Source organism: Ruegeria sp. BJ6 (genome assembly GCF_056537885.1).
In genome coordinates, this window is the sequence record NZ_JBQFSG010000002.1 from 343,527 (window position 1) to 370,287 (window position 26,761).

Below are 26,761 nucleotides of genomic sequence, written 5' to 3' on the forward strand. Positions count from 1 at the left end.
ATTGATTTTTCAGAGAAAACCGGCTCTAATTCAAAATTGCGCATATGGAGCCGAGGAAGCCATGTCGGGCCAACTCTCGCCGGAAGCCATGGAAAGATTACCGTTCTGGGTCACCGCACCGGGTGAAACGGACGGGTTTATGCTGGTTATTGGACTGGTGCTGGCGCTTATCCTGCTGGGCTTTGGCGCGCTATATTTCACGGTTCAGGCGATACCGGACCGGATGGCCGCAGGGGCGCATAAGATCCAGATGCAGGTTGTCGGCATATTGGGGCTGATTTCATTGTTTTCGCTGAACAACGCCTTCTGGGTCGCCGCAATCCTGATCGCCGCCGTTCCCCTGCATGAGGTGTTTCCCGGGCTGAAACCTAAGATGGATGCTGGGGATACCGGGGATGATTGAGCTAATCTTCTCGGCCCTGATAACCATTCTGCCTGACTATCTGTACCGGCGCTACAAACAGGGAAAACGGATCGGGCACGAAATCACCTTGTTCAATGTCTGGTATGAATTGCGCTGGGGTTTGACCGGGTGCGCCATTCTGGCCATTGCGCTGATCACGGTGATCTTTCTGTTCCACCCGACAACCAAGAATGTCTCGGCTGCGTTTCGCACGGTAACGGTTCTGTCCGACAGGGCCGGGCGCGTGGCCGAGGTTTATGTCGGCAACAATGATGCAGTCCGGGCAGGTGACGCGATTTTCCGGCTGGATACCTCGCGGCAGGAGGGGGCCGCCGAAACCGCACGCCGCCGCATCTCGGAAATAGATGCGGCAATTGAGCTGGGCGACGCCGAGATCGCGGGGGCAGAGGCGCAACTGGCTGCAATCGACGCCGAGCTGTCTCAGGCGGTTGATGATCTGGAGCGGCGGCAGGAGATAGCTGAACGTAATTCCGCAGTCGTCAGCGAGCAGGAGCTTGAGAGATTGCGCACGGCCGTCGCCCGGGCCGAGGCGCAGCGTGAGGCGGCGCTTGCCGGGCTGGAGACGGTCAAAGCGCGGCTTTCGCGGGTGTTGCCTGCGCAGCGGAGTACGGCAATGGCGTTGCTGTCCGAGGCTGAAAACGAGATCGCGAAATCCACCGTGTTCGCCAGCGTTGATGGCACGGTCAAACAGTTCCTTCTGAAACCGGGGGATATCGTCAATCCCATTCTACGGCCCGCCGGTGTTCTTGTGCCCGAGACCACGGGCGAGGGACGTTTTGTAGCGGCGTTTGGTCAGATCTCGGCAAACATATTGCAGCCGGGCATGTTGGTAGAGATTACCTGTGCATCCAAACCCCTGTCCGTGATCCCGATGGTTGTGGACGAGTTGCAGGGCGCGATAGCTGCCGGACAGTTTCGTCCGGGTGACGCATTGCTGGATCTGCAGGACAGGGTGCGTCCGGGAACCGTCACCGCGTTTCTGGCCCCAATCTATCCCGAGCAGGTGGCGGATATACCTTTAGGCAGTGCTTGCGTCGGTGTGGCCTACAGCAATCGGGCCGCGCAGCGGGAAAGCGGTGAAATCTCGGGCTTCCGGGCGTTCGTCACGCAAATCGTTGACGGAATGGGGATCGCCAATGCCATCGTCATTCGTGGTCAGGCGATTCTATTGCCGGTGAAAGTTCTGGTTTTTTCAGGTTGAACACTTGTGTGTTTCACCTGATCAGGTGTCACCGCCAGAGTCAGGCGGTGACGGTTTTCATGGACGTTTGTCCGGGATGCTCTAGTCGTCAGGTGACAGCATTTTCCAGATCACGCCGCCTATGGCGCCCCCGATCAACGGAGCCACCCAGAATAGCCAGAGTTGCGCAAGGGCAGGGCCTTCGGCGAACAAGGCCACTCCGGTCGAGCGGGCGGGATTGACCGACGTGTTTGTCACCGGAATGGAAATCAGGTGGATCAGTGTCAGTCCCAGACCAATGGCGATCGGGGCAAAGCCAGCCGGAGCGCTGTCAGACGTTGCGCCCAGAATGATCAGGATGAAAAAGGCGGTCAGAACTATTTCAATCACCAAGGCCGACGTCAGCGAATACCCTTCGGGTGAGGCCTCGCCATATCCGTTGGTTGCAAAGCTGCCCACGCTTTCAAAACTCGGTGCGCCTGACACGATCAGGTAGAGTACAGCCGCTGCGGCAATCGCCCCGATGACCTGAGCAACCCAGTAGGGTAGCAGGTCCTTGGCATCGAAACGACCGCCTATCATCAGGCCCAGACTTACCGCAGGGTTGAAATGCCCGCCCGAGATGTGGCCAACGGCATAAGCCATTGTCAGAACGGTCAGGCCAAAGGCAAACGCCACACCCAGCCAGCCAATGCCGACATCCGCGACGCCCGCCGCCAAAACGGCGCTGCCGCAACCGCCCAAAACCAGCCAAAAGGTGCCAAGAAACTCGGCCATTAGTCGTGATGGCATGAATAGTCCTCCCTTAAATGTGGCTTAAGTGTAAATCACAAAACATGTTTTTTGAAAGTATCGTTAAGGCGGAAGGTATGGAGGCGTTGCAAATTCAACGCCGCGCCGCACACGAAAAAAGCGCCGCAGGATCATCCTGCGGCGCCCTATCTGCCTGAGTGGTACCTGTCTTACTGGCTGACCTCGGCGGTCTGAGCGGCCGGGTTGGCCCCCGATTTACCGCTGCGCCCGGGGTTCAGCGGGTCGTCCTGACGTTGAACCGACCCCTCGAAATGCGCACCGCTTTCAATTGCGATGGTCTTGTGGATGATGTCGCCTTCGACACGTGCGGTCGAGGTCAGGCGTACCTTGAGACCACGGACACGGCCAACGACACGGCCATTTACAACCACGTCATCGGCAGTGACTTCGCCTTTGATGGTCGCGGTTTCACCGATTGTCAGCAGATGTGCGCGAATATCGCCTTCGACCGTGCCTTCAACCTGAATATCGCCGGTGGTCTTGATGTTGCCGGTGATGTGCAGATCAGACGACAGAACCGACGCCGGAGGCTTGGGCTTTGGCGGTGTGCTGGCCTTGGTTTCGGTGGGTGCAGGTGCCGCAGGTGTTGCCGGTGCGGCGGGTTTGGCCGCTTCGGGTGTCTTGGACGCGGGCTCGTTGATTTTGCTCTTAGAAAACATTTCTCGCAGCCTTAATGTATGTCATTGGATTCACTGGTTTTCCGTTCACGCGTACTTCGTAGTGCAGGTGCGTGCCGGTCGACCGTCCGGTGCTACCCATATCAGCTATATGGTCGCCGCGCGAGACCCTTTGGCCGACCTTGACCCGGATCTTGGTGTTATGAGCGTAAAGTGTCTCAATCCCGAAGGCGTGCTGGATCTTGACCAGCCTGCCGAAACCCGATTGCCAGCCCGCATGAGAGACAACCCCATCGGCCGTGGCGAAGATATCCGTTCCGTGTGCGCCTGCGAAATCCGAGCCATTGTGCATGCGCCGACCGCCTGTTTTCGGGTCGCGCCGATAGCCGTATCCGCTGGTATAGCGAACGGCGGAATGAACCGGGCTGGCAAACGGGGCCTTTTCCGCCGCAATGCGGTAAAGGTTCAGTTGATCCATCTGATGCAGCAGGTTGTTTGCGCGAATTTCATCCGGTGTGGGCTCATCACCGCGTGTGCTGAAGGATAAAGGGGTCAGCGGACCGCCCATACCGCTATATCCGCGCCGAACCTCTTCGATGATGCGATCCGTCGGCATGCCAGCCTGACGGAACATCTTGTCCAGCGGCTCAACCGAAATTGCCATGGCTTCTTCCAACTGGCGGAAAATCTGGTCGCTGCGCTCGCGCATCAACTGGATTTCCAGTTCAAGCTCGGCGCGCTGGTCCAGAGCGTCCTGAGCGTCGGATTCGATCTGGTCCCGCTCTTTTGCGGTTCGCGCCAAGGCGTCGGTCATAAAGGCCATCTGGACCGGAGCGGTTGCTGCGGCAACCTGAACGGATGCGTCTTCCCCGGTTTCCTGCTGCAGTTGGGCCAGTGCGTCACGCGATTCTTCACGCTGTTTCATCGTAGCGCGCAGCGTGGTCTGGATGACTTCAATCCCGGTCTCAAGCTCGCGACGGCGGTTTTCCGATTTCAGCAATTCGGACTGCATCGCCGAGATTTGCTCCAAAGCGGCGTTGAAACGATCATGCGCAGCCAGAGCTTCTTCTGCACGAGCGTCCCGCTCGGCAGACAGCACGTTCAGGCGTTCCTGATAGGTGGCCTGATCGCGTTTGGCCTGTTCCCGGAAGTTTCCTGATCCGATGCTGTCCATCAGAATGATGGCGGTTGCGACAATGGTCCAGACAACCGTCAGCGCGACGCCTGCGACCGCAACAACCTGCGTTTCCGACCGTAGCCGGATAAACCGGGTGTCGGTATCAGATTTCAGGAAAACCCTACGTTCCGGAAAGTGCCGCTCGAGCAGTGAGTGTAGTTTTATTGCCAGACGTGTTCGCACGCGCCCTTCCTCTATATCCCCTGATCCGAACCGTACGAGAGTGGTGCGTCGGCTCTTGGGGCGTTTGCATAACGACGGTGCGGATTCGGGGCAAGTTTGTTGACCGAAACGCGCGCACATCGGGAAATTTCATGCGCCAGATGAGCGGGAACTTGCCGATTTCCCGGGTGTGCGGCTGATAAACGGTCAATCCGCAACAGAACCGGGCGGGGGCATCTCGTCGGCCAGAGGCCAGTAGAAATCGGGTGGCAATCCCGCCTCGGCCCGCTTCTCTTCGTTGAAGGGGGGCTTGAGCGCGCCGTGAAAGTAACGCCGCACCAATTGATGAAAGGCGTCCTTGGGGTCCGTATTCTCGCGACCGCACAGAAAATGGAACCATTTTGAGCCATAGGCGACATGCCCGACCTCTTCGGCATAGATCACTTCCAGCGCATCGACAGCCTGTTGTGCTTTGGCTTTTCGGAAGATGTCGATCATGCCGGGGGTGACGTCCAGGCCGCGTGCTTCCAGCACCATTGGCACTACTGCCAGACGGCCCATCAGGTCCTCTGACGTGTCTTCGGCTGCGCGCCACATGCCCGCATGTGCGGGCAGGGCGCCATAGTGGCTGCCCATCGCCTCCAGACAATCGCAGACCATTTCAAAATGCCGGGATTCCTCTTCGGCGCATTTGACCCAGTCGTCGTAGAAGCCGATGGGCATGGGGATGTGCCCGAACCGGGCAATGATGTCCCAATGTAGGTCCACCGCATTCAATTCGATATGTGCGACCGCGTGCAACAGGGCGATGCGCCCGGCCTCGGACCCCGGGCGGCGCCTTGGTACGTCGCGGGGCGACAACAGCTCGGGGCGCTCAGGGCGGGCCGGGTAAAGCGGTGGGTTCCCTGTACCGATCTCAACAGGTGGTCTGTCCCCATTGCGGGATGCAAACCAGTCGGCCGCGTGCTGCCGGGACAGGGCTGTTTTCGCACGCCCATCCCCGGTGTTCAGAACTTCGGTCGCCATTTCGGTCAGGGTTTTCGGCACAGCGCACTCCGTTCCTTTTGGGTCAAACCCGGCAGATAGACTGAATCATTTCGGGGGTCGAGGGTGCGGCGTGATCAAAGCGCGCGAACTGCTTCGAGGACCTCGTCCACATGACCGGGAACCTTGACCTTGCGCCAGATCCGGGAGATGTCGCCATTGCCGTCGATCAGGAAGGTCGCGCGCTCGATCCCCATGGACTTTTTGCCATAGAGGTTCTTTTCCACCCAGACCCCATAGTCTTCGCAAACCGAGGATTCTGCGTCGGACAAAAGAGGTGTAGTAAGGCTGTATTTGGCGACAAACTTGTCATGTTTGGCAACGGTGTCGCGTGAAATCCCGAAAACTTGAGCGCCCGCCGCTGCAAAAGCCTGAAGTTGTTCCGAGAAACCAATGGATTCCTTTGTGCAGCCCGGGGTATCATCGCGGGGATAAAAGAACAAAACGACTATACTGCCACGCAGATCGGACAGGGTGACTTCGCCACCACCGTCGCGAGGCAGGGTAAAGTTAGGGGCGGGTTCGGAAATTTCGGGCATGAGGCCTCTCCGGCGGAATGTGAGAACTGATGCCCGGAATAATATTGCGGTGCGGGCAAGTTGAAAGGCGCAAGAGGCAAATTGGCCCAACAGATCAAGGAAGATGTTGAAAAGGCAGGGGAAAAACCCCGCCCTAAGCGTTCGCGTCGCCGCAGAGCCGGGTTATGGGCCATGCGGGGGCTGTTCCTGTTGGTTCTTTTGGCTGGCTTTACCGCCCTCATGGTCGTCGGTCAGACCATGCACGCGCCGGTCTGGTTGAAGGATCGCGTCGAGACGCGGCTTGAACGGGCGCTGGGCGGGCTGCAGATCCGGTTTGGCGACGTCAGTTTCATCATCCACGAGGGGTGGCGGCCACGTTTGCGCCTGACAGATGTGACCGTCAGCGATGCAGACGGCCGCCAGATTGCCAAAGTGGCGGACATGCGCGCCAGCCTTGCGATGCGTCCACTGTTGCGCGGCCATGTCAGGCCCAAACGCATCATGCTGAGGGGGGCTTTGGTCAGTCTGGTGCGGGATGAGACCGGATCGCTGTCTCTGACCGTCGGGTCCGAGAGTGCTCCGGTCCGACAGGCGCCCAACCTTGCCCAGTTGATTGAACAGTCAGATCAGGTGTTTCTATCCCCGGCACTTTCGGCCATGACCTCGGTCGAGATCAGCGGCATCACCCTAGATTATCGCGATCTTCGACAAGGGCGAAGCTGGACCTTTGACGGGGGGCATATCCAGGCAACACGCAGCGAGCATGAGGTTCGGCTGGCCACCGGTTTTTCCGTTCTGGGCGGGCGGGATTATGTCAGTTCGATCGAGGCGAATTACACCAGCACGCTTGGTTCACCTGCGGCGAAATTTGGTGTTACGGTTACCGACCTGCCGGCCGAGGATATCGCGGGACAGAGTCCGGCAATGGCATGGCTGCAGGTTCTAAGAACTCCGATTTCGGGCGCTTTGCGGGGCAGTATCGACGCGCAGGGCACGCTGGGTGCGGTGTTTGCGACACTCAATCTGGGTGCCGGAGCGGTTCAGCCCAACCCGGAAACGCGCCCGATACCGTTCGAATCCGCGCGCACCTATTTCACCTACGAACCCCGACAGCAGGTGCTGGATTTCAATGAGGTTTCGATCGTCTCGGAATGGGGCGCCGTCCGTGCCGAAGGCAAGGCGTTTTTGCAGGGCGTCGAAAATGGTGCGCTTGAAAACCTGTCGGCCCAGTTCGTGCTGTCCGGCATAAAAGTGAACCCCGAGGATCTGTTCCCGCAGCCGCTGGAATTGTCACGGGCAACGGTGGATTTCCAGATGAAGCTGGCTCCGTTCCGTTTGCAACTGGGCCAGATGACGGTCGAACATAGGGACACGCGGCTGATGGTGTCCGGCGACATGACGGGCTCGTCCGAAGGTTGGGACGTTGCCGTGGATGCGTCGATTGACAGGATGACGCCCGATCAGCTGCTGGGTTACTGGCCTGAAGCGGTGGCCGACAAGCCGCGCGAATGGGTTACCGAGAACCTGACCGAGGGCACGCTGTCCGATCTTGATCTGGCCTTCAGGGTTCAACCCGGAGAAAAGCCGGATATCTATGCTGATTTCGATTTTGACAAGGCAAAGATCAGGTTTGCCAAGACTTTGCCGCCGATTGAAAACGCGCAAGGGCAGGCAAGCCTTGTTGGTCAGAGGTTCTCGGTGACAGCGCGGCGCGGTGTGGTCAACCCTGATGAGGGTGGGCCGGTGGACGCTTCGGGCACGTCCTTCATTATTCCAGATATCGGCATCAAGAAATCGGCGCCGGGTATCGCCCGCATCCGGGCGAACGGAAGCGCAACCGCTGCGCTGTCGTTGTTGGACAGACCCCCGTTGGAGGTCATGACCAAGGCCGGGCTGCCCGTGGACCTTGCTGAGGGCAATGTGAGTTTACAGGGCACTTTGGCTCTGCCGCTGAAAGACAAGGTGATGCTGGACGATATGGAGTTTCACTTTGTCGGTGATCTGAGTGATGTGGACAGCGACAAACTGGTTCCGGGCGTGAATGTCAGCGCCCAAAGTCTGAATGTCAGCGGCGACCATACGCAGGTGACTATATCAGGGGATGGTTTCTTCGGTGCCGTTCCGGTGCGGGCAACATGGAGTCAGCCTATCGGGGGAAAAGAACCGGAACGCAGCGAGCTGACCGGGAAGATCGAGTTGTCCCGGCAGCTGATGAAGGAAATTCGCGCCGGACTACCGGATAATGCGATATCGGGACAGGGCGAAGCGGATTTCACGGTGACACTGGGTGCAGGCGCACCACCAAAGCTGACGGCCAAATCCGATCTGGTGGGCGTGCGCCTTGCAATACCCGAGCTGGGCTGGAGAAAAAGTGCCGGGACAAGCGGCAGCCTGACGGCCGAAGCAACCCTTGGCAAACAGATGCGTGTGGACGCGTTAAAGATAGACGCCGCCGGTTTGCGGGCCAATGCAACGATCTCGTTCAAGGCCAACCAGCAACTGGATCGCGTCAGTTTCAGCTCGTTTGAGCTGGGCAACTGGCTGGCGGTACCGGCGCAGTTGATTGAAAGCGGTAAGGCCATTCCGGACATCCGCATCCTCGGCGGCGTCTTGAACCTGCAGAAGTCGACCTTTGGCAGCGGTGGGGGCGGAGGCAGCGCGGGCGCTGGACCCGCCCTGAATGTGGTTCTGGACAGGTTGCAGATAACGGAAACAATCGCCCTGACAGGATTGCGTGGCAATTTTACGACCACCGGCGGGCTGGCAGGGAATTTCACGGCATTCGTCAATGGTGGCGCTGCCGTTTCAGGGCAGGTTGTTTCGCGCGGCCCACGCAGCGGTGTGACCCTGCGCTCGGACAATGCGGGTGCAGTTTTAAAATCTGCGGGCCTGATTACGCAGGTGCGTGGCGGCACATTGCAGTTCCAGCTGGAGCCGGTGGGCTCTCCGGGGAATTACGACGCGGGTCTGAAAATAACCAATACACATGTTCGGGACGCCCCGGCGATGGCTGCCTTGCTGGACGCAATCAGTCTGGTCGGGTTGTTGGACGAATTGTCGGGGCAGGGGATTTTCTTCAGCTCCATCGAAAGTCAGATGCGTATCTCACCAACGCAGGTAACGGTTCTAAGCGGCAGCGCCGCCGGTCCTTCGATGGGGCTGTCCTTTGACGGGCGGGTCGATACAGAACGCGGATTGCTGGATTTGCAGGGCGCGATTTCTCCGCTTTATCTGGTCAATGCCATCGGCAGTGTATTTACCCGCAAGGGAGAGGGGATATTCGCCTTTAACTATACACTGAAGGGTCCGCTCAGATCGCCCAAGGTGTCCGTGAACCCGATTTCAGGACTTGCGCCGCTGTTTCTGAGGGATCTGATGCGTTCGCCCGCGCCAAAGGTGCAGGGCGGGCAAAACATTGTGTTGCCCGAAACACCGCAATCGCAACGGTCGTTTGAATCTGAGTCAGGCGACAGGTAATTCTGTTTATGGCCAATTCTGATCGCAGGGTGTAAGGCGCGCGCATGAAACTCAGCGATTTCGATTTCAACCTACCGGAAGACCGGATTGCCACGCGACCGGCAAATCCGCGCTCATCCGCGCGGTTGCTGGTGGCGCAGGGCGATGCGATCTCCGATGCCCGTGTTCTTGATCTGCCTGATTGGCTGCGTCCGGGGGACCGGTTGGTTCTGAACGATACCCGTGTGATCCCTGCGCGGCTGAGTGGCCGCCGCCACAGGCAATCCGCGCAAGGGGCGGTTTCCGCCGCGATTGAGGCTACGCTGCTGGACCCGCAGGCCGATGGAACCTGGGCCGCGCTGATCAAACCGCTAAAAAAGGTAAAGCCGGGCGAGGACATTGTTTTCTCGGATCGTCTGACTGCGACGCTGGACCGGGTCGACGATGGTCAGGCATTTCTGCGTTTCAATCTGACAGGTGACGATTTTGATGCGGCACTTGAGGACGCGGGGGCGATGCCGCTGCCGCCTTATATCGCTGCGAAAAGACCCGCGGACGAGCAGGATAAAACCGACTACCAGACGATATGGGCGCGCCATTCGGGCGCCGTTGCCGCCCCCACCGCGTCGCTGCATTTTGATGATGCGCTGATGGATGCCCTTTCCCAAAGGGGGGTGGAGTTCAGCCACGTCACGCTGCATGTCGGGGCTGGTACGTTTCTACCGGTCAAGGTCGAAGACGTGACAACCCACAGGATGCATGCCGAATGGGGCAGGGTCAGCGATCAGGCGGTTGCTGAAATCCAAGCGACCAAAGCTGCGGGCGGGCGTGTCATTCCGGTGGGGACAACCGCCTTGCGCCTGATCGAAAGTGCGGCACGCGGGGGCGAAATTGCCCCTTGGGAGGGGGAGACCGATATTTTCATCTACCCCGGGTTCGAATTTCAGGTCACCGACGCGCTGATGACGAATTTCCATCTGCCCAAATCGACACTTCTGATGCTGGTTTCGGCACTGATGGGGCAGACGCGAGTGCGCGATATCTATGCCCACGCAGTCGCTGAAAGGTATCGTTTCTTTTCATATGGTGACGCGTCGCTTTTGATCCCCTGAGTGGCGCGTTTTCCTGACCGAATCCTTTCAATGTCGTAGACAAGCGCGATCAGGACAGTATTTGATCGCAGAAATACACACACCACGACGGCTTACGGAGGCCCCCGATGCTTCAGGTTCTATCCAGCGCATGGGCGCTTCTGCTCGGTATGGGTTTGCTGATGGTCGGCAACGGTCTTCAGGGTACACTGTTGGGCGTCCGGGGTGAGATCGAGGGTTTTTCGACCTTTCAGATGTCTTTTGTGATGTCGGCCTATTTCGTCGGCTTCCTCGGCGGGTCCCGTCTGGCGCCCGAGATGATCCGGCGGGTCGGCCATGTGCGGGTCTTTGCGGCGCTGGCCTCGTTCATTTCCGCCGTGATGATCATGTATCCGATGCTGACCGATCCGATTGCCTGGTCCCTAGGGCGCGTGATCATCGGGTTCTGCTTTTCCGGCGTGTATGTGACGGCCGAAAGCTGGCTGAACAACGCGGCCAGCAATGAAAATCGTGGTCAGGCGCTGTCACTTTATATGATCGTGCAGATGACCGGGATTGTCAGCGCGCAGGCATTGCTGCTGGTCGGAGATCCGGCAGGTTATGAAACCTTCGTGATCGCTTCGATCCTTGTTTCCGTATCTTTTGCACCAATTCTTCTATCGATTTCTCCGACGCCTGCGTTCGATACGACAAAGCCAATGACATTGCGCAAGCTGATGGAAACGTCGCCGTTGGGATGTGTTGGCATGTTCTTGTTGGGGGGCGTCTTCTCTGCCCAGTTCGGCATGGCGGCGGTTTATGGCGCCCGGACAGGATTGTCGCTGGCGGAGATCTCGATGTTTGTTGCGTCCTTCTATGTGGGCGCGGTCATACTGCAATACCCTCTGGGCTGGTTCTCCGACCGGATGGATCGGCGATTTCTGATCATGTTTGTTGCCGTGGTGGGGGGGCTTGGTGCCTTCGCTGGTATGGCATTTGGAGTAACTTTTCCGGTTCTGCTGATGTCCGCCTTTGCCATTGGAGGCATGTCGAACCCTCTGTATTCACTGCTGATTGCCTATACTAACGACTATCTGGATCACGAAGACATGGCCGCCGCGTCCGGAGGGCTGGTGTTCATCAACGGTTTGGGCGCGATCGCTGGCCCGGTGATTACCGGTTGGCTGATGGGCGATGCGGTGTTCGGCCCGCAGGGTTTCTTTCTGTTTATTGCGGCGCTTTTGTTCCTGATGGCCGTCTATGCGCTTTACCGGATGACACAGCGTGCGTCGGTGCCTGTGGATGAGACCGGTACCATGGCACCTGTCTATCCAACCGCCTCACCAGTTGCCCTTGAAGTGGCCCAGGAAGTCGCCATCGAGGCCGATCAGGAAGAGAAGGATGCGCAAGAAGTCGCGTAATACTTGGATTTGTGTCGCAAATGTTGCAATATGTTACTGTAACAATTCTGTAAAACAGATTTAAATGACCTTACGTCCCTGGGGAGGGCAAATTACGGAGCAAGGGCAATGGTTGGTCCTGAAGAAGTACTTAGTTTTTGGTTAGATGAAGTTGGTCCCGAGGGGTGGTATCTGGAAGATGAAGCGCTTGATGCGCACATCCGGGATCGTTTCCTCACAACATGGCAAGCCGCGTGCGAGGGCAGATTTTCGCTCTGGCTGACATATCCCAGCGGTGCTCTGGCATATATCATTCTGATGGATCAGTTGCCCCGCAACATGTTCCGGGGTAGCAGCCAAGCGTTTGCGTCGGATCGTGCAGCACTGGCAGCAGCGAAATGTGCTGTCGACAAGGGTTGGGATCTGAGGATCGATGAACCGGCACGGCAGTTCTTTTATCTGCCGATGATGCATTCAGAAAGCCTGTGTGATCAGGAACGCTGTGTGCGGCTGATGTGCCAGCGGATGCCGGAATATGGTGCAAGCAACCTTTTGCACGCCCGCGCGCATCGCGAGATCATTCGCCAGTTCGGACGGTTCCCATACCGGAACGAGGCGCTGCATCGTGAGAATACGGCGCAGGAAGCGGCGTATGTCAGCAATGGCGGCTATGGCCGGACCGTGCGCGAGTTGCAGGCGGTTCTTTAGGTTTCGGGCACGCAACCCCGGATGGCAGTGATGCGGTCAGTCACCGTGTCAGCAGTCTTGTCTATGGCGTGGTTGATCAGTGTTTCCGGCGAGTCTGCAAGTTCGCCCAATCTGGTCTGAGTTGTCGCAAGCCTCTGCTCAATGCCATCAAGCTTGTCGATCAGCGCGTTTAATCGCTGTGTCTCGGTGGTATCGAGTGCGCGGTCACCACTACTCAGCGTGTTCAAAGAACTTCTCAAGGCCGTCAGCTCTCCGCGAATGCCCTGGGCTTCTTCTCGAAGCGGAGCAACCAGTTGCAGGTTTTCCGCGAATTTAGTCGTGATTCCGTCGACCGTAGTTGCAAGCTTCCACCCAAGAAACAGACAAACCGCCAACAGGATCAGCGTTGCATTCAGCAGGGCGAGTATCAGGTCCTTAAGCGTCTTGGCCATGACAAGCCTTTCAAATCACTTCCAGATAAATGTATTTCCGCACATAGGGCGCGGCCACCACATACGTTCTAGCCAATGACCCGGGCCGCGTATAGGCTGAAACATGCGCAATATATCCCACTTGACCCCGCGTCGCTTTTGTCGCGGGCCAAGTGTATTGATGCGATTTAGAAAGTAGTTTAATGGTAAACTAGTTTTTTCAACCGATCTGCGCCGCGAGGTATACATGGCTGCACAATCCTTTGATCTGATCGTAATTGGCGCAGGGCCGGGCGGCTATGTGGCGGCCATTCGCGGTGCGCAGCTGGGCCTTAAGACGGCCGTGGTCGAGCGTGAGCATCTGGGCGGCATCTGTCTGAACTGGGGCTGCATCCCAACCAAGGCGCTTTTGCGCTCGTCCGAGGTTTTTCACCTGATGGAACGCGCCAAGGATTTTGGTCTGAAGGCGGACGAGGTGGGCTATGACCTGGACGCGGTGGTAAAGCGTTCTCGCGGGGTCGCGGCCCAGCTTTCCGGCGGTATCGGTCACCTTCTGAAGAAGAACAAGGTTACCGTATTCATGGGGGAGGCAACGATCCCCGCCAAGGGCAAGGTCAGCGTCAAGACAGACAAGGGCGCCGAAGAGCTGACGGCAAAGAATATCATCGTCGCCACAGGGGCCCGCGCCCGTGAACTTCCGGGGCTTGAGGCTGACGGCGATCTGGTCTGGACCTACAAGCATGCGCTGCAACCGCCTCGAATGCCCAAGAAACTGCTGGTTATCGGCTCGGGCGCGATCGGCATCGAATTCGCCAGCTTCTACAATACTCTTGGTGCGGATACGACCGTGGTCGAAGTGATGGATCGCGTTCTGCCGGTCGAAGATGCCGAGATCAGCGCCCTCGCCAAAAAGGCGTTCACAAAACAGGGTATGACCATCATGGAAAAGGCGATGGTCAAGCAACTGGATCGCGGTAAGGGCAAGGTAACCGCCCATATCGAGGTCAAGGGCAAAGTGGAAAAGCACGACTTTGACACGGTGATTTCCGCAGTTGGAATCGTGGGCAATGTCGAAAACCTTGGGCTCGAGGCGCTTGGTGTAAAAATCGACCGGACCCATGTAGTGACTGATGAGTTCTGCCGCACCGGTGTCGAGGGCGTCTATGCGATCGGCGATATCGCCGGAGCGCCGTGGCTGGCGCACAAGGCGTCACATGAAGGTGTGATGGTGGCTGATCTGATCGCTGGCAAACACGCGCATCCCGTAAAACCGGAAAGCATTGCGGGATGTACATACTGCCAGCCGCAGGTGGCGTCGGTGGGCTATTCCGAGGCCAAGGCCAAGGAGCTGGGCTATGACATCAAGGTGGGTCGTTTCCCCTTTATCGGGAATGGCAAGGCGATTGCGCTGGGAGAGCCAGAAGGTCTGATTAAAACGGTCTTCGACGCCAAGACCGGAGAGTTGTTGGGCGCGCATATGATCGGCGCCGAAGTAACCGAGTTGATTCAGGGCTATGTGGTTGGGCGTCAACTGGAAACCACCGAGGAAGATCTGATGAACACGGTCTTCCCGCACCCGACGCTGTCCGAAATGATGCATGAAAGCGTTCTGGATGCCTATGGGCGTGTAATCCACATGTGATTTCCAGGCTCGAACAACAGCGAAGGGGGCGCTGCCCCCGTCGCACAGGCGCGACTCCCCCGGAGTATTTTCAAGCCAGATGAATAAGGGATCCCTTGTTCATCTGGCCCAAATACTCCGGAGCGCGAGGCAGAGCCTCGCAAAATCCAGTCAAATCCTCAGGAGTTAAGCGCGTTTAGAATGCGCGCCCAGGAACGAATTCCTTTGTGGAAGCTTTTGACGTCGTATTTTTCATTCGGCGAATGGATTGCATCATCGTCGTTGGCATAGCCGACCAACATCGAATCCAGTCCCAGAATCGAGTCGAAATATCCGACCACCGGGATTGATCCTCCCATGCCGGTAAACACGGCCTCGCGATCCCACTCGTCTGACAGCGCGTTGCGTGCTGCTTCGAATTCGGGGCGGTTGATGTTCATGACAGAAGCGGGCGAGCCCTCAAGTTCATTGTCCCAGACGACACTGGCGTCAGGGGAGAGGCGATCCTGAACGTGTTTGCGGATCTTGTCGCGCAACGCGTCAGGGTCCATGTCGCCCACCAGGCGGCAGGTGATCTTGCAGTGGGCTTCGGATGGGATCACGGTTTTCGATCCGGCACCGTTGTAGCCACCCCAAAGTCCGTTTACCTCCAGCGTCGGGCGCGCCCATTGCTGTTCCAGAGTGGAGTATTCTTTTTCGCCATGTGCTTGAGTGTAGCCGACTGAATTCAGGTACTCTGCTTCGTCAAAGCCACAGTTTTCCCATTGCCGCAACTGTTCGGCTGGAACCTCGTGAACGCCTTCATAGAAACCCTCGACGGCCACACGGCCGGTTTCCTCGTCGTAGAAAGAGTCTACGATACGAGAGATTTCGCGTAGGGGATTCAGGCCCGGTCCGCCATAGTGGCCCGAATGCAGATCAATCCGGGGACCGACGATAGTGAACTCATCCTTGAGCATTCCCCGCAATTGCGCCGCAATCGACGGAACACCACGCGAGACCATCGATGTATCGCAGACAAGCGCCAGATCGGCCTTCAGCTCTGCCGCGTTTTCTTCAAGGAACGGAACCAGTGACGGCGAGCCGGACTCCTCTTCGCCCTCGAAAAAGAACGTGATGCGGCAGGGTAATTTACCGTGGACGGCCTTCCATGCGCGGCAGGCCTCGACAAAGGTCATCAACTGGCCTTTGTCGTCAGAGGACCCGCGTCCACGGATGACCTGACCGTTTGCGGTGTCTTCCAGGGCAGGATCGAAGGGGTCGCGATTCCATAGTTCCAGCGGGTCGACTGGCTGGACGTCATAATGGCCATAGAACAGAACATGCGGTCCGTCGCCATCCTCACCCACATGTCCAACGACCATCGGATGACCGGGCGTGTCGCGCTTTTCCGCTGCGATTCCGATGGATTTCAGATCCGCCACAAGCCAGTCCGCAGCCTTGTCGCAATGTTCTTTGAAGGCGGGGTCGGTTGAAATGGATGGGATTCGCAGTAACTCCATAAGGCGATCCATGGAGGATGACAGATCCGAGTCGATTTGGGTCAATACAGCGTCAAGCGACATGATGTACTCCTGAAAGGTTCATATCCTGGCGCGGACCCTAGCAGGGCATTCGGTGCCGTCTAGCCCGGGCAGGCCGGAATGGTGTATATTATCGGAAACCAGAGGCTGTTGCCTGTGGACACCTGCGTCGTTTCCTCGCGTCCTTTGGCCGTAACTTTACTTGAGAGTGCAGGTTCAAAGAGATATTTGATGCAAATCAATGCCTCGACGTCGTACCCGGATGTAGTCAGGCGACCTGAAGGTGAATGATAGACTTATGTACAGTTGCGCAAGCCGATTGCGATACTGAACATGGTTGGGCCGCCAAAGTGAAATATTGTCGGTCGAACGACCAAGGAGGAATCGGTGAACTACACAGCTCAGCTCGATAGTGCGATCGCCAAGCTACATGAAGAAGGCCGGTACCGGACTTTCATCGATATCGAACGCCGCAACGGCAATTTCCCTCATGCGGTCTGGACGCGTCCGGATGGGTCCGAACAGGACATCACCGTGTGGTGCGGAAACGACTATCTGGGCATGGGCCAGCACCCGGTGGTGCTTGAGGCGATGCACGATGCAATCGATGCCACCGGCGCAGGGTCGGGCGGAACCCGGAACATTTCGGGCACCACTGTGTATCACAAGCGGCTCGAGGCCGAGTTGGCGGATCTGCATGGCAAAGAAGCCGCGCTGTTGTTCACCAGCGCCTACATCGCCAATGACGCCACGCTGTCAACTTTGCCCAAGCTGTTCCCCGGCCTGATCATCTATTCTGATGCGCTGAACCACGCCTCGATGATCGAAGGTGTGCGTCGTAACGGCGGGGCCAAGCGCATCTTCCGTCACAACGATGTCGCCCATCTGCGCGAGTTGCTTGAGGCGGACGATCCGTCCGCGCCCAAGCTGATCGCCTTTGAATCGATTTATTCGATGGACGGCGATTTTGGCCCGATCGAAGAAATCTGCGATCTGGCCGATGAATTCGGTGCGTTGACGTATATCGACGAAGTTCATGCGGTTGGCATGTACGGACCGCGCGGTGGCGGCGTTACCGAGCGTGACCGGCTGGCTCATCGCATCGACATCATCAACGGTACACTGGCCAAGGCATATGGTGTGATGGGTGGCTATATCGCGGCAAGCGCCAAGATGTGCGACGCGGTGCGGTCCTATGCGCCTGGCTTTATCTTTACCACGTCGCTGACGCCTTCGGTTGCGGCAGGTGCAGCGGCCTCAGTTGCCTTTCTCAAGCGCGCGCCCGAGCTGCGCGAGCGGCACCAGACGCAGGCCAAGATTCTGAAACTGCGTTTGAAAGGGCTTGGATTGCCGTTGATCGATCACGGCAGCCACATTGTTCCGGTCATGGTCGGAAACCCCGTTCACACCAAAAAGTTGAGCGACATGCTGTTGGAGAGCTTTGGAATCTACGTGCAGCCTATCAACTTTCCTACCGTTCCACGCGGAACCGAACGGTTGCGATTCACACCGTCCCCGGTGCATGGCCCGGACGAAATGAACCGATTGGTGAATGCTTTGGACGAACTTTGGTCACATTGTGCGCTAAATCGCGCCGAACTTGCCGGTTAACCTCACGCTATAGTGTGCAACTCGCTTGCAGCGTGTTACTCTTGAAGCAACAAAAGAGTTGGTCGAATCGTTTTGGGGACGAATCGCCATCCGGCGTGGAACACGCGACAGGCAAAATGGGGCAGCAAGAATGATAGGGCGCAGGACACAGCGCGAATCCGACGACACCGAAAACGTCAAGCCAAAGGGCTTTGATGATTTTGAGTTGCGGCTTGGCGATGTCATGCGAGGCGAGCGTGCGACGATGGGAAAATCGTTGCTGGATGTTCAGCGAGAATTGCGGATCAAGGCCAACTACATCGCTGCCATAGAAAACTCCGACCCCGACGCATTTGATACACCCGGCTTTATCGCCGGGTATGTGCGTTCTTACGCCCGTTATCTGGGGATGAACCCGGACGAAACGTTCGCGACTTTTTGCAAGGAAAGCGGATTTGAAGTGGCGCATGGCATGTCCGCCGAAGCGTCTGTTGTCAGAAAATCCAGTGACAGCCTTCCATCGCGCGGCCCAATGGGGCGTGACCCGTTCATTTCTCCGAACACTCCGTTCGTGCCCGGCAAAGAGTCCTTTCTCAACCAGATCGAACCAAGGGCCGTAGGATCCTCACTGGTGCTTTTGGCCCTGATCGCGGGCATGGGATATGGCGGATGGGCCGTGTTGAAAGAAGTTCAGCAGGTTCAGGTCGCGCCTGTCGAGCAGGCGCCTGTCGTATTGTCGGATCTTGATCCGCTTGATGAGGCGCGCAATCGGTCCGATGAAATTCAGACCGCTGGCCCGATAGCCCCGGCAAGCGACGCACTGGATCGGCTTTATCGCCCGCAGGCGCTGGATGTCCCGGTTCTGGTAGCCCGTGACGCACCAATTTCGACGCTTGATCCGCGCACCGTTGGCACGTTCCGCTCGCCCGAACTGCCTCAGGTACATCAGGTACAGACAGCAGCGATTGAAATTGTTGAAGAAAACGTCCTTCCGCAGGTTGTGGAGGATCTTGAGCCGTCGTTGAAAATTGTAGCAGTCAACCCTGCCTGGATGCGGGTGAGCAGCGCAGATGGCAGCATTTTGTTTGAGGGCACATTGGGCACCGTCGAGCAAGGCAATGTCTTTGAGGTGCCGTTGACCGAAGAGGCGCCGCAACTGCGCGCCGGGGCCGCTGGCTCGGTGTATTTCGCTGTGAACGGTCAGCACTATGGCCCGGTCGGTGCGCCGGGGACAGTGGCCAAAGGCGTTGTCCTGACACCGGACTCTGTAACCGAGGTATTCGCTGAGGCAGATATGAGCTCGGACGACAACAGCGCCCTGAGGCAACTGGTTGCCGAGTTGCAGACCGAAGCGACCGAAGCGCCCACCGAGTAATCTGTCATTGCGGTGACCCGGTCGCCGAACTATCTAAAGTGCAACCGGAGCAGACGCGGACCCGTTCCCATGTCCATCAATCACGTGCGCCCCTGGCGCGATATCTATCGTCGTAAATCCCGTCAGATCATGGTCGGTAATGTGGCCGTTGGCGGCGATGCACCTATTGCGGTGCAGACGATGACCAACACTCTGACCACGGATGTTGCGGCAACGGTCGCACAGGTTCAGGCCGCTGCTGAGGCGGGCGCCGATATTGTGCGGATCTCCGTCCCGGACGAAGCGTCGTCGAAAGCGCTGAAAGAGATCGTGCGCGAAAGCCCGGTACCCATCGTGGCAGACATTCATTTCCACTACCGCCGTGGGATCGAAGCCGCCGAAGCCGGTGCCGCCTGCCTGCGGATCAATCCGGGCAATATTGGCAATGAAGCGCGCGTAAAAGAGGTCATCCAGGCCGCGCGCGACCACAATTGTTCGATCCGGATTGGCGTAAACGCGGGCAGCCTGGAAAAACATCTGCTTGAAAAATATGGCGAACCGTGCCCCGAAGCGATGGTTGAAAGCGGGTTGGAGCATATCCGTATCCTGCAGGACAACGATTTTCACGAATTCAAGATCAGCGTGAAAGCCAGCGACGTATTCCTGTCCGCCGCTGCCTACCAGGGTATTGCCGAAGCCACAGACGCACCGATCCATCTGGGTATCACCGAGGCCGGGGGGCTAGTGTCCGGCACCATCAAATCCGCGATCGGTCTGGGCAACCTTCTGTGGATGGGCATCGGTGACACGATCCGCGTAAGCCTGTCCGCCGACCCGGTCGAAGAGGTCAAGGTTGGTTTTGAGATTCTGAAATCCCTTGGCCTGCGCCATCGCGGCGTCAACATCATCTCGTGCCCGTCCTGTGCGCGGCAGGGTTTCAACGTCATCAAGACTGTGGAAGCACTGGAAAAACGGCTGGAACACATCAAAACACCGATGAGCCTGTCGATCATCGGCTGCGTCGTGAACGGCCCGGGTGAGGCGCTGATGACCGATGTGGGCTTTACCGGTGGTGGGGCAGGGTCGGGCATGGTCTATCTGGCCGGAAAGGCCAGCCACAAGATGTCGAACGATAAGATGATTGATCACATCGTCGAAGAAGTTGAAAAGAAGGCGGCAGAGATCGACGCAACGCGGGAAGCTGCCGAATAGGGAAATGGAAGGTCTGACCATATCGCACGCGACGCCCGAGGATTTGCCTTTGGTGCAAAAGATTGCGCGCGAAACCCTGCGTCAGACCGCCTCGGTCTTTCTGGGAGAAGAAACCGTTATCGGGTTCATCGACAGCGGTCAGTCGGACGCCGAAATCGCCGCTCATCTGCCAAACCTGTACGTCGCGCGTGTGTACAGCCGGATTGCGGGATTTGTGATCTACTGGGAAGGTTTCCTTCACCTGATGATGGTGGATGTCAGGCTGCATCGAACAGGCGTCGGAACGGCGATCCTTGCGTGGTGCGAGGCACAGATGCGTGCCGCAGGGCATGATCGCGCGCAATTGGAAACCTTTGTCGGCAACGCTCAGGCGATTGGGTTTTATCTGCGAAACGGGTGGGCCGAGACAGGTCGCGACGGCCCGGAGGCCGGTGATTTTGCTAAAGCAACGTTCGAGAAGTTTCTGAAATCATAGACATTTCAAAGCTGACCTGATGCGGGTGAACCTGACGCCGGGCAATTAACTATCGATTTCAAAAATTTTATTATATTATTGGAATTTGTTTATGTCTGTGGGGGAAATCTTATGAAACTACCCGAATGGAGCAATTATTCCGCTTTTATCGCAAGCTTGCTTTTGATTGCCGGTACGGTCCCGACCCAGCCCTTGCACGCTCAGGAAGCTGAGGCTGAGGTATCTCCGATAAGTGTCAGGGACCGACCGAGGGACACGTATTACCCCAATACAGAAGATTTGATGTCGGACGAAATGCGAGTCATCGCCTGTGGCACCGGGATGCCCACAACCCGGGCGGCACAGGCGGCAGCCTGCTTTCTTGTCGAACTGGGAAATGGAGACAAGTTCTTGTTCGACATCGGTTCGGGCTCGGCAGAACGTATCTCGTCATTGCAGATACCATATAACTATCTGGACAAAGTGTTCATCGGACACCTCCACACCGATCACTTTGGTGCGCTGCATGATCTGTTTGTTGGTGGTGCCTTAATGGGCCGCAATGTGCCTCTTCGTGTTTGGGGTCCAAGTGGTGCTGTGCCGGAACTCGGGACCGCATATGCCCTGGACGGTATGCAGCGAATGTTGACCTGGGATCTGGCCGGGCGGGCAGGCGCCACCGATCCCCGAGGGTATTTTCTGGAGGTCAACGAATTTGACTATACTGGTGAAAACCAGATCGTTTTTGAAGAAAACGGAGTTGTCATTCGTTCCTTCCCGGCGATCCATTCCATAGACGGCTCAGTCAGTTATGCGTTGGAGTGGAACGATCTGAAGTTCGTTTTCAGTTCTGACACTTACCCGAACAAGTGGTTTATCGAATATGCCAAAGACGCCGATATCGTCATTCATGAGTGTTTTGTGGCTGTTCCGGATATCGTGAACAAGATGCGGTTTACACCAGAGTCCGCGCTGATCGTTGGCACGCAGATCCACACGGCCCCGGAAGCGTTCGGGAAAGTCATGTCAGAGATCCAGCCCCGTATGGCCGTCGCCTATCACTTTTTCAATGACTGGGACACAACGACCGCCGTTTATGAGCGTGTGCGTTCCACGTATGATGGGCCACTAAGCCTGGCGAACGATTTCATGGTCTGGAATGTGACCAAGGATGACATCAGGGTTCGCATGGCCCACACCGAAGAACAGACCTGGTCGCCGCCTCTTGCTGCGCCGGCCCAACCGCCGAACCCTGAAGATCGTGAAACCTTTGCTACAAACCGGGGTTTGCCGGTCGAGGCCGTCGGTTACACGGACTTCATTGCCGAAGGTGTCTGGGACGTCGACGATGTTCTGCGCCCGATATTCGAGGAAGCGTCAGAGGCATTGGGCCGCGACTTTCCTTATCCCGGCGACGAATAGCACACAGGCGGACCACTTCAGGCGCTGTTGCGGGGGCAATCGGTAACGCACCCGCGGCGGGCCTGTTTGAACCAATGCGTGAAAAATACAGTTAAGCCACAGTGTGTTTCGGGGAAAACCCGATACACCAATGCCCTGTCAGGCTTTGCAGTCTCAGGACACTAGTGATCGGGTAGGTCTGCGGTTTTCCCATAACGCATTGAACACGGGAAGGGCGGTAAAGGCGGCCAGAGCACACGCAATTTTTCGGAATCCTTGCCGCACCGTCTTTCGCATAGGAAAACACCGGAAATCTGGGTATCTCCACGAAACGTAGGTATTCGTTACCGACGATGGATGAATACTGACAAACAAGGAAAAAGACATTCATGGGGCAGTTCCGGCAGGAAATCCACGGGTTGCGGGCGCTGGCAGTCATGCTGGTTGTCGTTTTTCATGTCTGGCCCGAGGTCTTGCCCGGTGGGTTTGTCGGTGTGGACGTTTTCTTTATGATCTCAGGATTCCTAATAACCGGCCAGCTGCTGCGCGAACATACTGACACAGGTACTGTCGATCTGGCACGGTTCTGGCAGCGGCGGATCAAGCGTCTTTTGCCCGCCGCATCCCTTGTGCTTTGTGCATGTGTACTGCTGACTGTCAGCTTTTTGCCGAAAGCACTTTGGAAACAAACGGTCTCGGAAATTATAGCCAGCGCGTTTTATGTGCAGAACTGGTGGCTCGGATTTGAACAGGTCAGCTATTTCGCGGCGGAAAACCAGCCAACCATGGTTCAGCACTATTGGTCGCTTTCGATTGAAGAGCAGTTTTACCTGCTGTGGCCGATCATTCTGATCGCTTCTTTTCGTTTTTTTCGACGCGACAACGGTTTGGCTGCGCAGACCCGGGTGTTTTTCTGGACGGCTCTGGCGGTCCTTGTCCTGTCGCTGGCCTATTCCGTTGCGGCCACCGCGAATTCGCCCGGGCTTGCATATTTCTCGACCGGGACCAGAGCGTGGGAGTTTGCACTGGGCGCTCTGCTTCACGCGCTTCCCCGCGTCTCGAGCGCTGATGGCAGGTACCGGTCTGTCCCGTTTGTCACCACGTGGTTCGGGATTGGCTTGATCGTTTTCAGCGCCATTTCCTTTTCCGGTTCAACTCCATTTCCCGGAGTGATCGCCCTGATCCCGGTTGCAGGTACTGCGCTGGTCATCTGGTCGGGCAGTCAGCCGGGTGCCTGGTCCTGGTCCTCCATAAGCAGTTTGGGTTTGATCCGCTTTCTGGGAAATACTTCGTATTCGGGGTATCTGTGGCATTGGCCGATCATCGTGGTATTCCCCTTTGTTTTTCATCGAAATTACGAACCGTTGGAGGGGGTGGCCATCGTTGCAACGACATTCTTGCTGGCATGGCTGACGTTGATCTTCGTAGAAAACCCGCTGCGCCAAAAAAGGGTGGGACCGGGCAGGATGGTACCCGTGTTTGGATTAGCTGCGGTTGCGATGCTCGTCCCGACAGTTGGCGGCATTCTGGCCCAGCAGTACGTTCGTCGTCAGTTGGAAGCCGTCCCGTTTCTGGACAGGCCGTACTCTGTCGTAAGCGACATTCAGCACGATCTTGGCGTTACACTTGAGAAACGGGCGTGGCCTCTGGCGGATCAGTCCGCAGGCAAGGATGCATTGCCCTCGGAATGGGTCGTTGACGGGTGTCTGAATGTTCTATCAAAGGCAAAGCGTGAGACCTGCCAATATGGAAATGCGTCATCTGACCGGAAACTGGCGCTGATCGGAGATTCCTGGGCCATACATCTGCTGCCCGCGATCCGCGAAGCCTATGGCGAAGACTGGAAAATACTTGTGCTCACTTTGGGCCAGTGCCCGTTGGCCGATGTAAGCGTTCACACCTGGAGCGAGACGGCAGAATTCGAGAGATGCGAAGAACACCGGGGGCGGGTTCTGGACATGCTCAGGACTGCCGAGCCTGAGCTTGTGATAGCGGCCGATTCCTCGATCAGCGCTTATCAACGGCTCATGTCCAAGAACGTGGATGAAGAAGGGCTTGCGGAAATGCGCGAGGGCACCGTGTCATTCTATTCAGAGCTAGTGAAAGTGGATTTTCCGCTGGTTGTTGTTGAATCGCCGCCACGGGCAAATTGCATGATTCAAAATCATGCGGTTCCTAGCAAATGCGAGCCGACCAAGGACACGCAGTTCGAAAGAAAGCTGGCGCTGATGAAAGTAGATGCGGCGGAAAGGGCAGGATTGCCGTTCCTTGATCTGACATTCTGGGTTTGCTCAAACGATTTGGTTTGCCCGCAACAGATCGGAAATCATTTGGTAAAAGCGGATGGTGGTCATTTTTCGGAAAGCTTCTCGCGCAGACTGGGTCCCGTTCTTCAGCAGGCGATCGAAGTAAAATTGCAGTAATCAATGCGCCTCGGCTGAGCACTGGCGTATTTCGACGCCCATGACACAGCCCGGTTGAGTAGTCAGGTCAACCGGGCGTTCCGATAACGTCAGCTTTTGTCGGCGCGGACGCCGTTGGCGATGTTTTGCATCTGATCCGCCGTCAGATACCCGCGCAGCATTTCCGTCTCGAGCACGAATGTCGGCGTTCCCGAGATTTGCAGCCGTTGCGCCAAAGCACGGGTTTTCGAGATTTCTTCGGTCACCTTGTCGCTGTTCATGGCGGTCATGATCGCATCGGTGTCCAGCCCAAGGCCGTCCGAGATGCGGCGTAGGGTGACCTCGCTGATATCGCCGCCAAATTCCAGCAATGCATCATGAACCTGCTTGTAGGCGTCATCGCCTGCGACGTGTTTTGTCGCCACCGCAAAGCGTGAGGATGTGACCGACGCCTCTCCGAGGATCGGGAATTCCTTGATGACCAACCGGATGTTGCCGTCTTCTTTCAGCAGGTTGTCCACCTCGGGCACGGCGCGGCGGCAGTAGCCGCAGCGATAGTCCATGAATTCGACCAGAGTTATATCACCTTCGGGATTGCCGCCAACCCAGCTGAACCCGTCGTTGAACAATTCATCTGCGTTACTGGCAACCAGTTCCTTGTCTGCCAATGCCTCAGAGGCGGCCTGACGCTCTTCTAGGATATTGATCGCCTCGATGATGACTTCGGGGTTTTCAAGCAGATACTCGCGCACCTGCGCGCCGAATTCGGCCTTTTCGGCGTCGCTCATCGAATTCAGGTCCAGAGACAGCGCGGGGCCGGACAGGATGGAAAGCCCAAGAAGGGCCGGGGCGGCAAGTCTGATCATCATTTTCGTTTCTTCCTTTTCTGCGCGCGTTCTGATGCAATCAACACATCCTGAGCCCGTTGCCAACCCGGTGATCCTTCGGGCAACTGTCCTATGGCGCGCCTTGCGTGAATTCCGGCATCAATTAGGCGGCCTTGCAGGGCGAATCTTTCTGCCGTCACCGTCGATGCCATGCCGTTATTTCCCAGTTGTGAATAAGTAACCGCCAGATCCTGCATCAAGCGGCCGTTTCGATAGTCTCTTGCGCGAGCCTTTTCAAGTACTTGTATGGCGTCCTTGAACTGCCCGGTGCCCAACAGAGCCCGGCCGTATCCGGCCAGAATCAGCGCATTGTTCGGCGCCAATTCCTGAGCTTTCCGATAGGCGGCAATGGCTTCGTTAACCCGGCGGTTTTCCAGCAGGATTTGCCCTTTCAACTCGTAATAATATGGATCGTCAGGCCGGATGGCCAAGGCACCGTCGATTGCCGCCAGTGATTGTGACAGATTTCGGTTTTGATGATGCGCCGATGCCTCGCGCATCAGACGTATATCGTCTTCTGTCTCTTCGTGGGCCCGGCGCAGCGTCCATGACGGAGAGCGCGTGAATGCCGAAAGCTTGCCTTTGACCCGGGCAAACCAATAGTCGGCGTTCGGGTTTGCGGGGGCTCTGTCGCCGAATTCGTCCAGAAAAGCCTCGGCTGCGCGCAGACGGTCCCGGCTCATGGGGTGTGATCTGAAATAGGGGTCCTGATTGGCAGAGCTCAGCAATTCCTGACCTGCAAACTTACGCTGAAGCTCGACCATACCTTTGGGTGAGATGTCGGCCCACCGCAGATAACTGGCCGCAGAACGGTCTGCGGCGGATTCTTCGGCGCGTGTGTGGCTGAGGAAACCCCGCAGCGCAGAGCTTGCGGTTCCTGCCGCTATACCACCTGCGGCTTCACCACCCCCAGCTGCAGCGGCGACCAGAGCAAGTGCCGTGCCCAAGGTTGCATAACGCTGCGCGGCCTGCAGGTTGGCAGAGCGTCGGGCCAGATGGCCATTGGCGATGTGCGCCGCTTCGTGGGCGATGACGGCCTGCAGCATATCGGCTCTTTCAACGCTTAGGATAAGGCCGGTATTCACGAAGATCGTGTTGTGATCGATCACGAACGCATTGAAACGCAGGTCGTTCACGACCAGAACGCGGACCCGGTTGGTATTCAGGCCAGCAGCGCGCAGAACCGGGAATGCCAGTTCTTGCAGACCGTGTTCGATGTCCGGATCGCGAATAAGACCCTGCGCGCTTACCTGAATTGCACTCAAAAGCCATGCGGCAAGTGCCATAGCAAGGGCCGGGATTGACGCCAGCCGGGATAAGCGTTCAAAAGCCATGGCT

Annotated in this window: 22 protein-coding genes; 13 read left to right on the forward strand and 9 right to left on the reverse strand. The window is 57.3% G+C overall.

From position 1 onward, the window contains the following. Nucleotides 1-61 precede the first annotated feature (61 nt). Both ACR0D6_RS07010 and ACR0D6_RS07015 read left to right on the forward strand, forming a co-directional pair. Nucleotides 62-403, forward strand: a complete 342-nt coding sequence (locus ACR0D6_RS07010) for a hypothetical protein (RefSeq protein ID WP_480764972.1) — start codon at nt 62-64, stop codon at nt 401-403. Continuing rightward, nucleotides 396-1,625, forward strand: a complete 1,230-nt coding sequence (locus ACR0D6_RS07015; protein WP_480764973.1) for an HlyD family secretion protein — start codon at nt 396-398, stop codon at nt 1,623-1,625. The genes ACR0D6_RS07010 and ACR0D6_RS07015 overlap by 8 nt, the downstream gene beginning before the upstream one ends. A gap of 81 nt (nt 1,626-1,706) precedes the next feature. Here ACR0D6_RS07015 and aqpZ read toward each other — a convergent pair whose 3' ends face one another. The 5 genes from aqpZ to ACR0D6_RS07040 all read right to left on the reverse strand — a co-directional run bounded on the left by aqpZ (nt 1,707) and on the right by ACR0D6_RS07040 (nt 5,956). Next, on the reverse strand, nt 1,707-2,396 hold the full coding sequence (aqpZ, locus tag ACR0D6_RS07020) for an aquaporin Z (RefSeq protein WP_480449872.1): 690 nt from the start codon (nt 2,394-2,396) through the stop codon (nt 1,707-1,709). 170 nt (nt 2,397-2,566) lie between these two features. Beyond that, nucleotides 2,567-3,076, reverse strand: coding sequence for a polymer-forming cytoskeletal protein (locus ACR0D6_RS07025; RefSeq protein ID WP_170651974.1), 510 nt, complete (start codon nt 3,074-3,076; stop codon nt 2,567-2,569). Further along, nucleotides 3,066-4,394, reverse strand: coding sequence for a DUF5930 domain-containing protein (locus ACR0D6_RS07030; protein ID WP_480764974.1), 1,329 nt, complete (start codon nt 4,392-4,394; stop codon nt 3,066-3,068). The genes ACR0D6_RS07025 and ACR0D6_RS07030 overlap by 11 nt, the downstream gene beginning before the upstream one ends. 186 nt (nt 4,395-4,580) lie before the next feature. Then, complete coding sequence (locus ACR0D6_RS07035; RefSeq protein WP_480765245.1) at nt 4,581-5,399, reverse strand: ferritin-like domain-containing protein; 819 nt, start codon at nt 5,397-5,399, stop codon at nt 4,581-4,583. Nucleotides 5,400-5,494: 95 nt separating this feature from the next. Beyond that, on the reverse strand, nt 5,495-5,956 hold the full coding sequence (locus ACR0D6_RS07040) for a peroxiredoxin (RefSeq protein WP_480764975.1): 462 nt from the start codon (nt 5,954-5,956) through the stop codon (nt 5,495-5,497). 81 nt (nt 5,957-6,037) lie between these two features. Here ACR0D6_RS07040 and ACR0D6_RS07045 point away from each other — a divergent pair, with 81 nt between their 5' ends. The 4 genes from ACR0D6_RS07045 (at nt 6,038) to ACR0D6_RS07060 (ending at nt 12,569) form a co-directional block, all read left to right on the forward strand. Then, the gene (locus tag ACR0D6_RS07045; RefSeq protein ID WP_480764976.1) at nt 6,038-9,412 is read left to right on the forward strand and encodes a YhdP family protein; all 3,375 of its coding nucleotides are present in this window, start codon (nt 6,038-6,040) and stop codon (nt 9,410-9,412) included. Nucleotides 9,413-9,456: 44 nt separating this feature from the next. Then, entirely contained in the window at nt 9,457-10,503 is a 1,047-nt protein-coding gene (queA, locus tag ACR0D6_RS07050) for a tRNA preQ1(34) S-adenosylmethionine ribosyltransferase-isomerase QueA (protein WP_480764977.1), read from the forward strand. 107 nt (nt 10,504-10,610) lie between these two features. After that, entirely contained in the window at nt 10,611-11,882 is a 1,272-nt protein-coding gene (locus tag ACR0D6_RS07055) for an MFS transporter (RefSeq protein WP_480725515.1), read from the forward strand. Between the two features lie 108 nt (nt 11,883-11,990). After that, entirely contained in the window at nt 11,991-12,569 is a 579-nt protein-coding gene (locus tag ACR0D6_RS07060; protein ID WP_480764978.1) for a DUF924 family protein, read from the forward strand. Here ACR0D6_RS07060 and ACR0D6_RS07065 read toward each other — a convergent pair. Beyond that, the gene (locus ACR0D6_RS07065) at nt 12,566-13,000 is read right to left on the reverse strand and encodes a hypothetical protein (protein ID WP_480764979.1); all 435 of its coding nucleotides are present in this window, start codon (nt 12,998-13,000) and stop codon (nt 12,566-12,568) included. The genes ACR0D6_RS07060 and ACR0D6_RS07065 overlap by 4 nt on opposite strands. A 226-nt stretch (nt 13,001-13,226) precedes the next feature. Here ACR0D6_RS07065 and lpdA point away from each other — a divergent pair, with 226 nt between their 5' ends. Beyond that, nucleotides 13,227-14,621 carry a dihydrolipoyl dehydrogenase gene (gene lpdA, locus ACR0D6_RS07070; RefSeq protein WP_480764980.1) on the forward strand — a complete coding sequence of 465 codons (1,395 nt, stop codon included), beginning with the start codon at nt 13,227-13,229 and terminating at the stop codon, nt 14,619-14,621. Between the two features lie 158 nt (nt 14,622-14,779). Here the strand turns inward: lpdA and ACR0D6_RS07075 are convergent, their stop codons facing one another. Then, entirely contained in the window at nt 14,780-16,165 is a 1,386-nt protein-coding gene (locus tag ACR0D6_RS07075) for a M20/M25/M40 family metallo-hydrolase (RefSeq protein ID WP_480764981.1), read from the reverse strand. Between the two features lie 345 nt (nt 16,166-16,510). Here ACR0D6_RS07075 and hemA point away from each other — a divergent pair, with 345 nt between their 5' ends. From hemA to ACR0D6_RS07105, 6 genes are all read left to right on the forward strand, one after another. After that, nucleotides 16,511-17,734 (forward strand): 5-aminolevulinate synthase, encoded by a 1,224-nt coding sequence (gene hemA / locus ACR0D6_RS07080; RefSeq protein ID WP_170651994.1) that lies wholly within the window; start codon nt 16,511-16,513, stop codon nt 17,732-17,734. A gap of 130 nt (nt 17,735-17,864) precedes the next feature. Beyond that, nucleotides 17,865-19,088: a helix-turn-helix domain-containing protein gene (locus ACR0D6_RS07085; RefSeq protein WP_170651996.1), complete on the forward strand. Its 1,224-nt coding sequence runs from the start codon at nt 17,865-17,867 to the stop codon at nt 19,086-19,088. A gap of 69 nt (nt 19,089-19,157) precedes the next feature. Further along, nucleotides 19,158-20,279: a flavodoxin-dependent (E)-4-hydroxy-3-methylbut-2-enyl-diphosphate synthase gene (ispG, locus tag ACR0D6_RS07090; protein ID WP_480764982.1), complete on the forward strand. Its 1,122-nt coding sequence runs from the start codon at nt 19,158-19,160 to the stop codon at nt 20,277-20,279. 4 nt (nt 20,280-20,283) lie between these two features. Next, nucleotides 20,284-20,754, forward strand: coding sequence for an N-acetyltransferase family protein (locus tag ACR0D6_RS07095; protein ID WP_480764983.1), 471 nt, complete (start codon nt 20,284-20,286; stop codon nt 20,752-20,754). Between the two features lie 111 nt (nt 20,755-20,865). After that, nucleotides 20,866-22,155 carry a guanitoxin biosynthesis MBL fold metallo-hydrolase GntH gene (gene gntH, locus ACR0D6_RS07100; protein ID WP_480764984.1) on the forward strand — a complete coding sequence of 430 codons (1,290 nt, stop codon included), beginning with the start codon at nt 20,866-20,868 and terminating at the stop codon, nt 22,153-22,155. Between the two features lie 368 nt (nt 22,156-22,523). Next, a complete protein-coding gene (locus tag ACR0D6_RS07105; RefSeq protein WP_480764985.1) occupies nt 22,524-24,557 on the forward strand; it encodes an acyltransferase family protein in 2,034 nt (677 codons plus the stop codon). Between the two features lie 89 nt (nt 24,558-24,646). Here ACR0D6_RS07105 and ACR0D6_RS07110 read toward each other — a convergent pair whose 3' ends face one another. Together ACR0D6_RS07110 and ACR0D6_RS07115 are read right to left on the reverse strand one after the other, a co-directional pair. After that, on the reverse strand, nt 24,647-25,405 hold the full coding sequence (locus ACR0D6_RS07110) for a DsbA family protein (protein ID WP_480764986.1): 759 nt from the start codon (nt 25,403-25,405) through the stop codon (nt 24,647-24,649). Continuing rightward, nucleotides 25,402-26,757, reverse strand: a complete 1,356-nt coding sequence (locus ACR0D6_RS07115) for a M48 family metalloprotease (protein ID WP_480764987.1) — start codon at nt 26,755-26,757, stop codon at nt 25,402-25,404. Before ACR0D6_RS07115 ends, ACR0D6_RS07110 begins: the two co-directional genes overlap by 4 nt. Between the last annotated feature and the right edge of the window lie 4 nt (nt 26,758-26,761).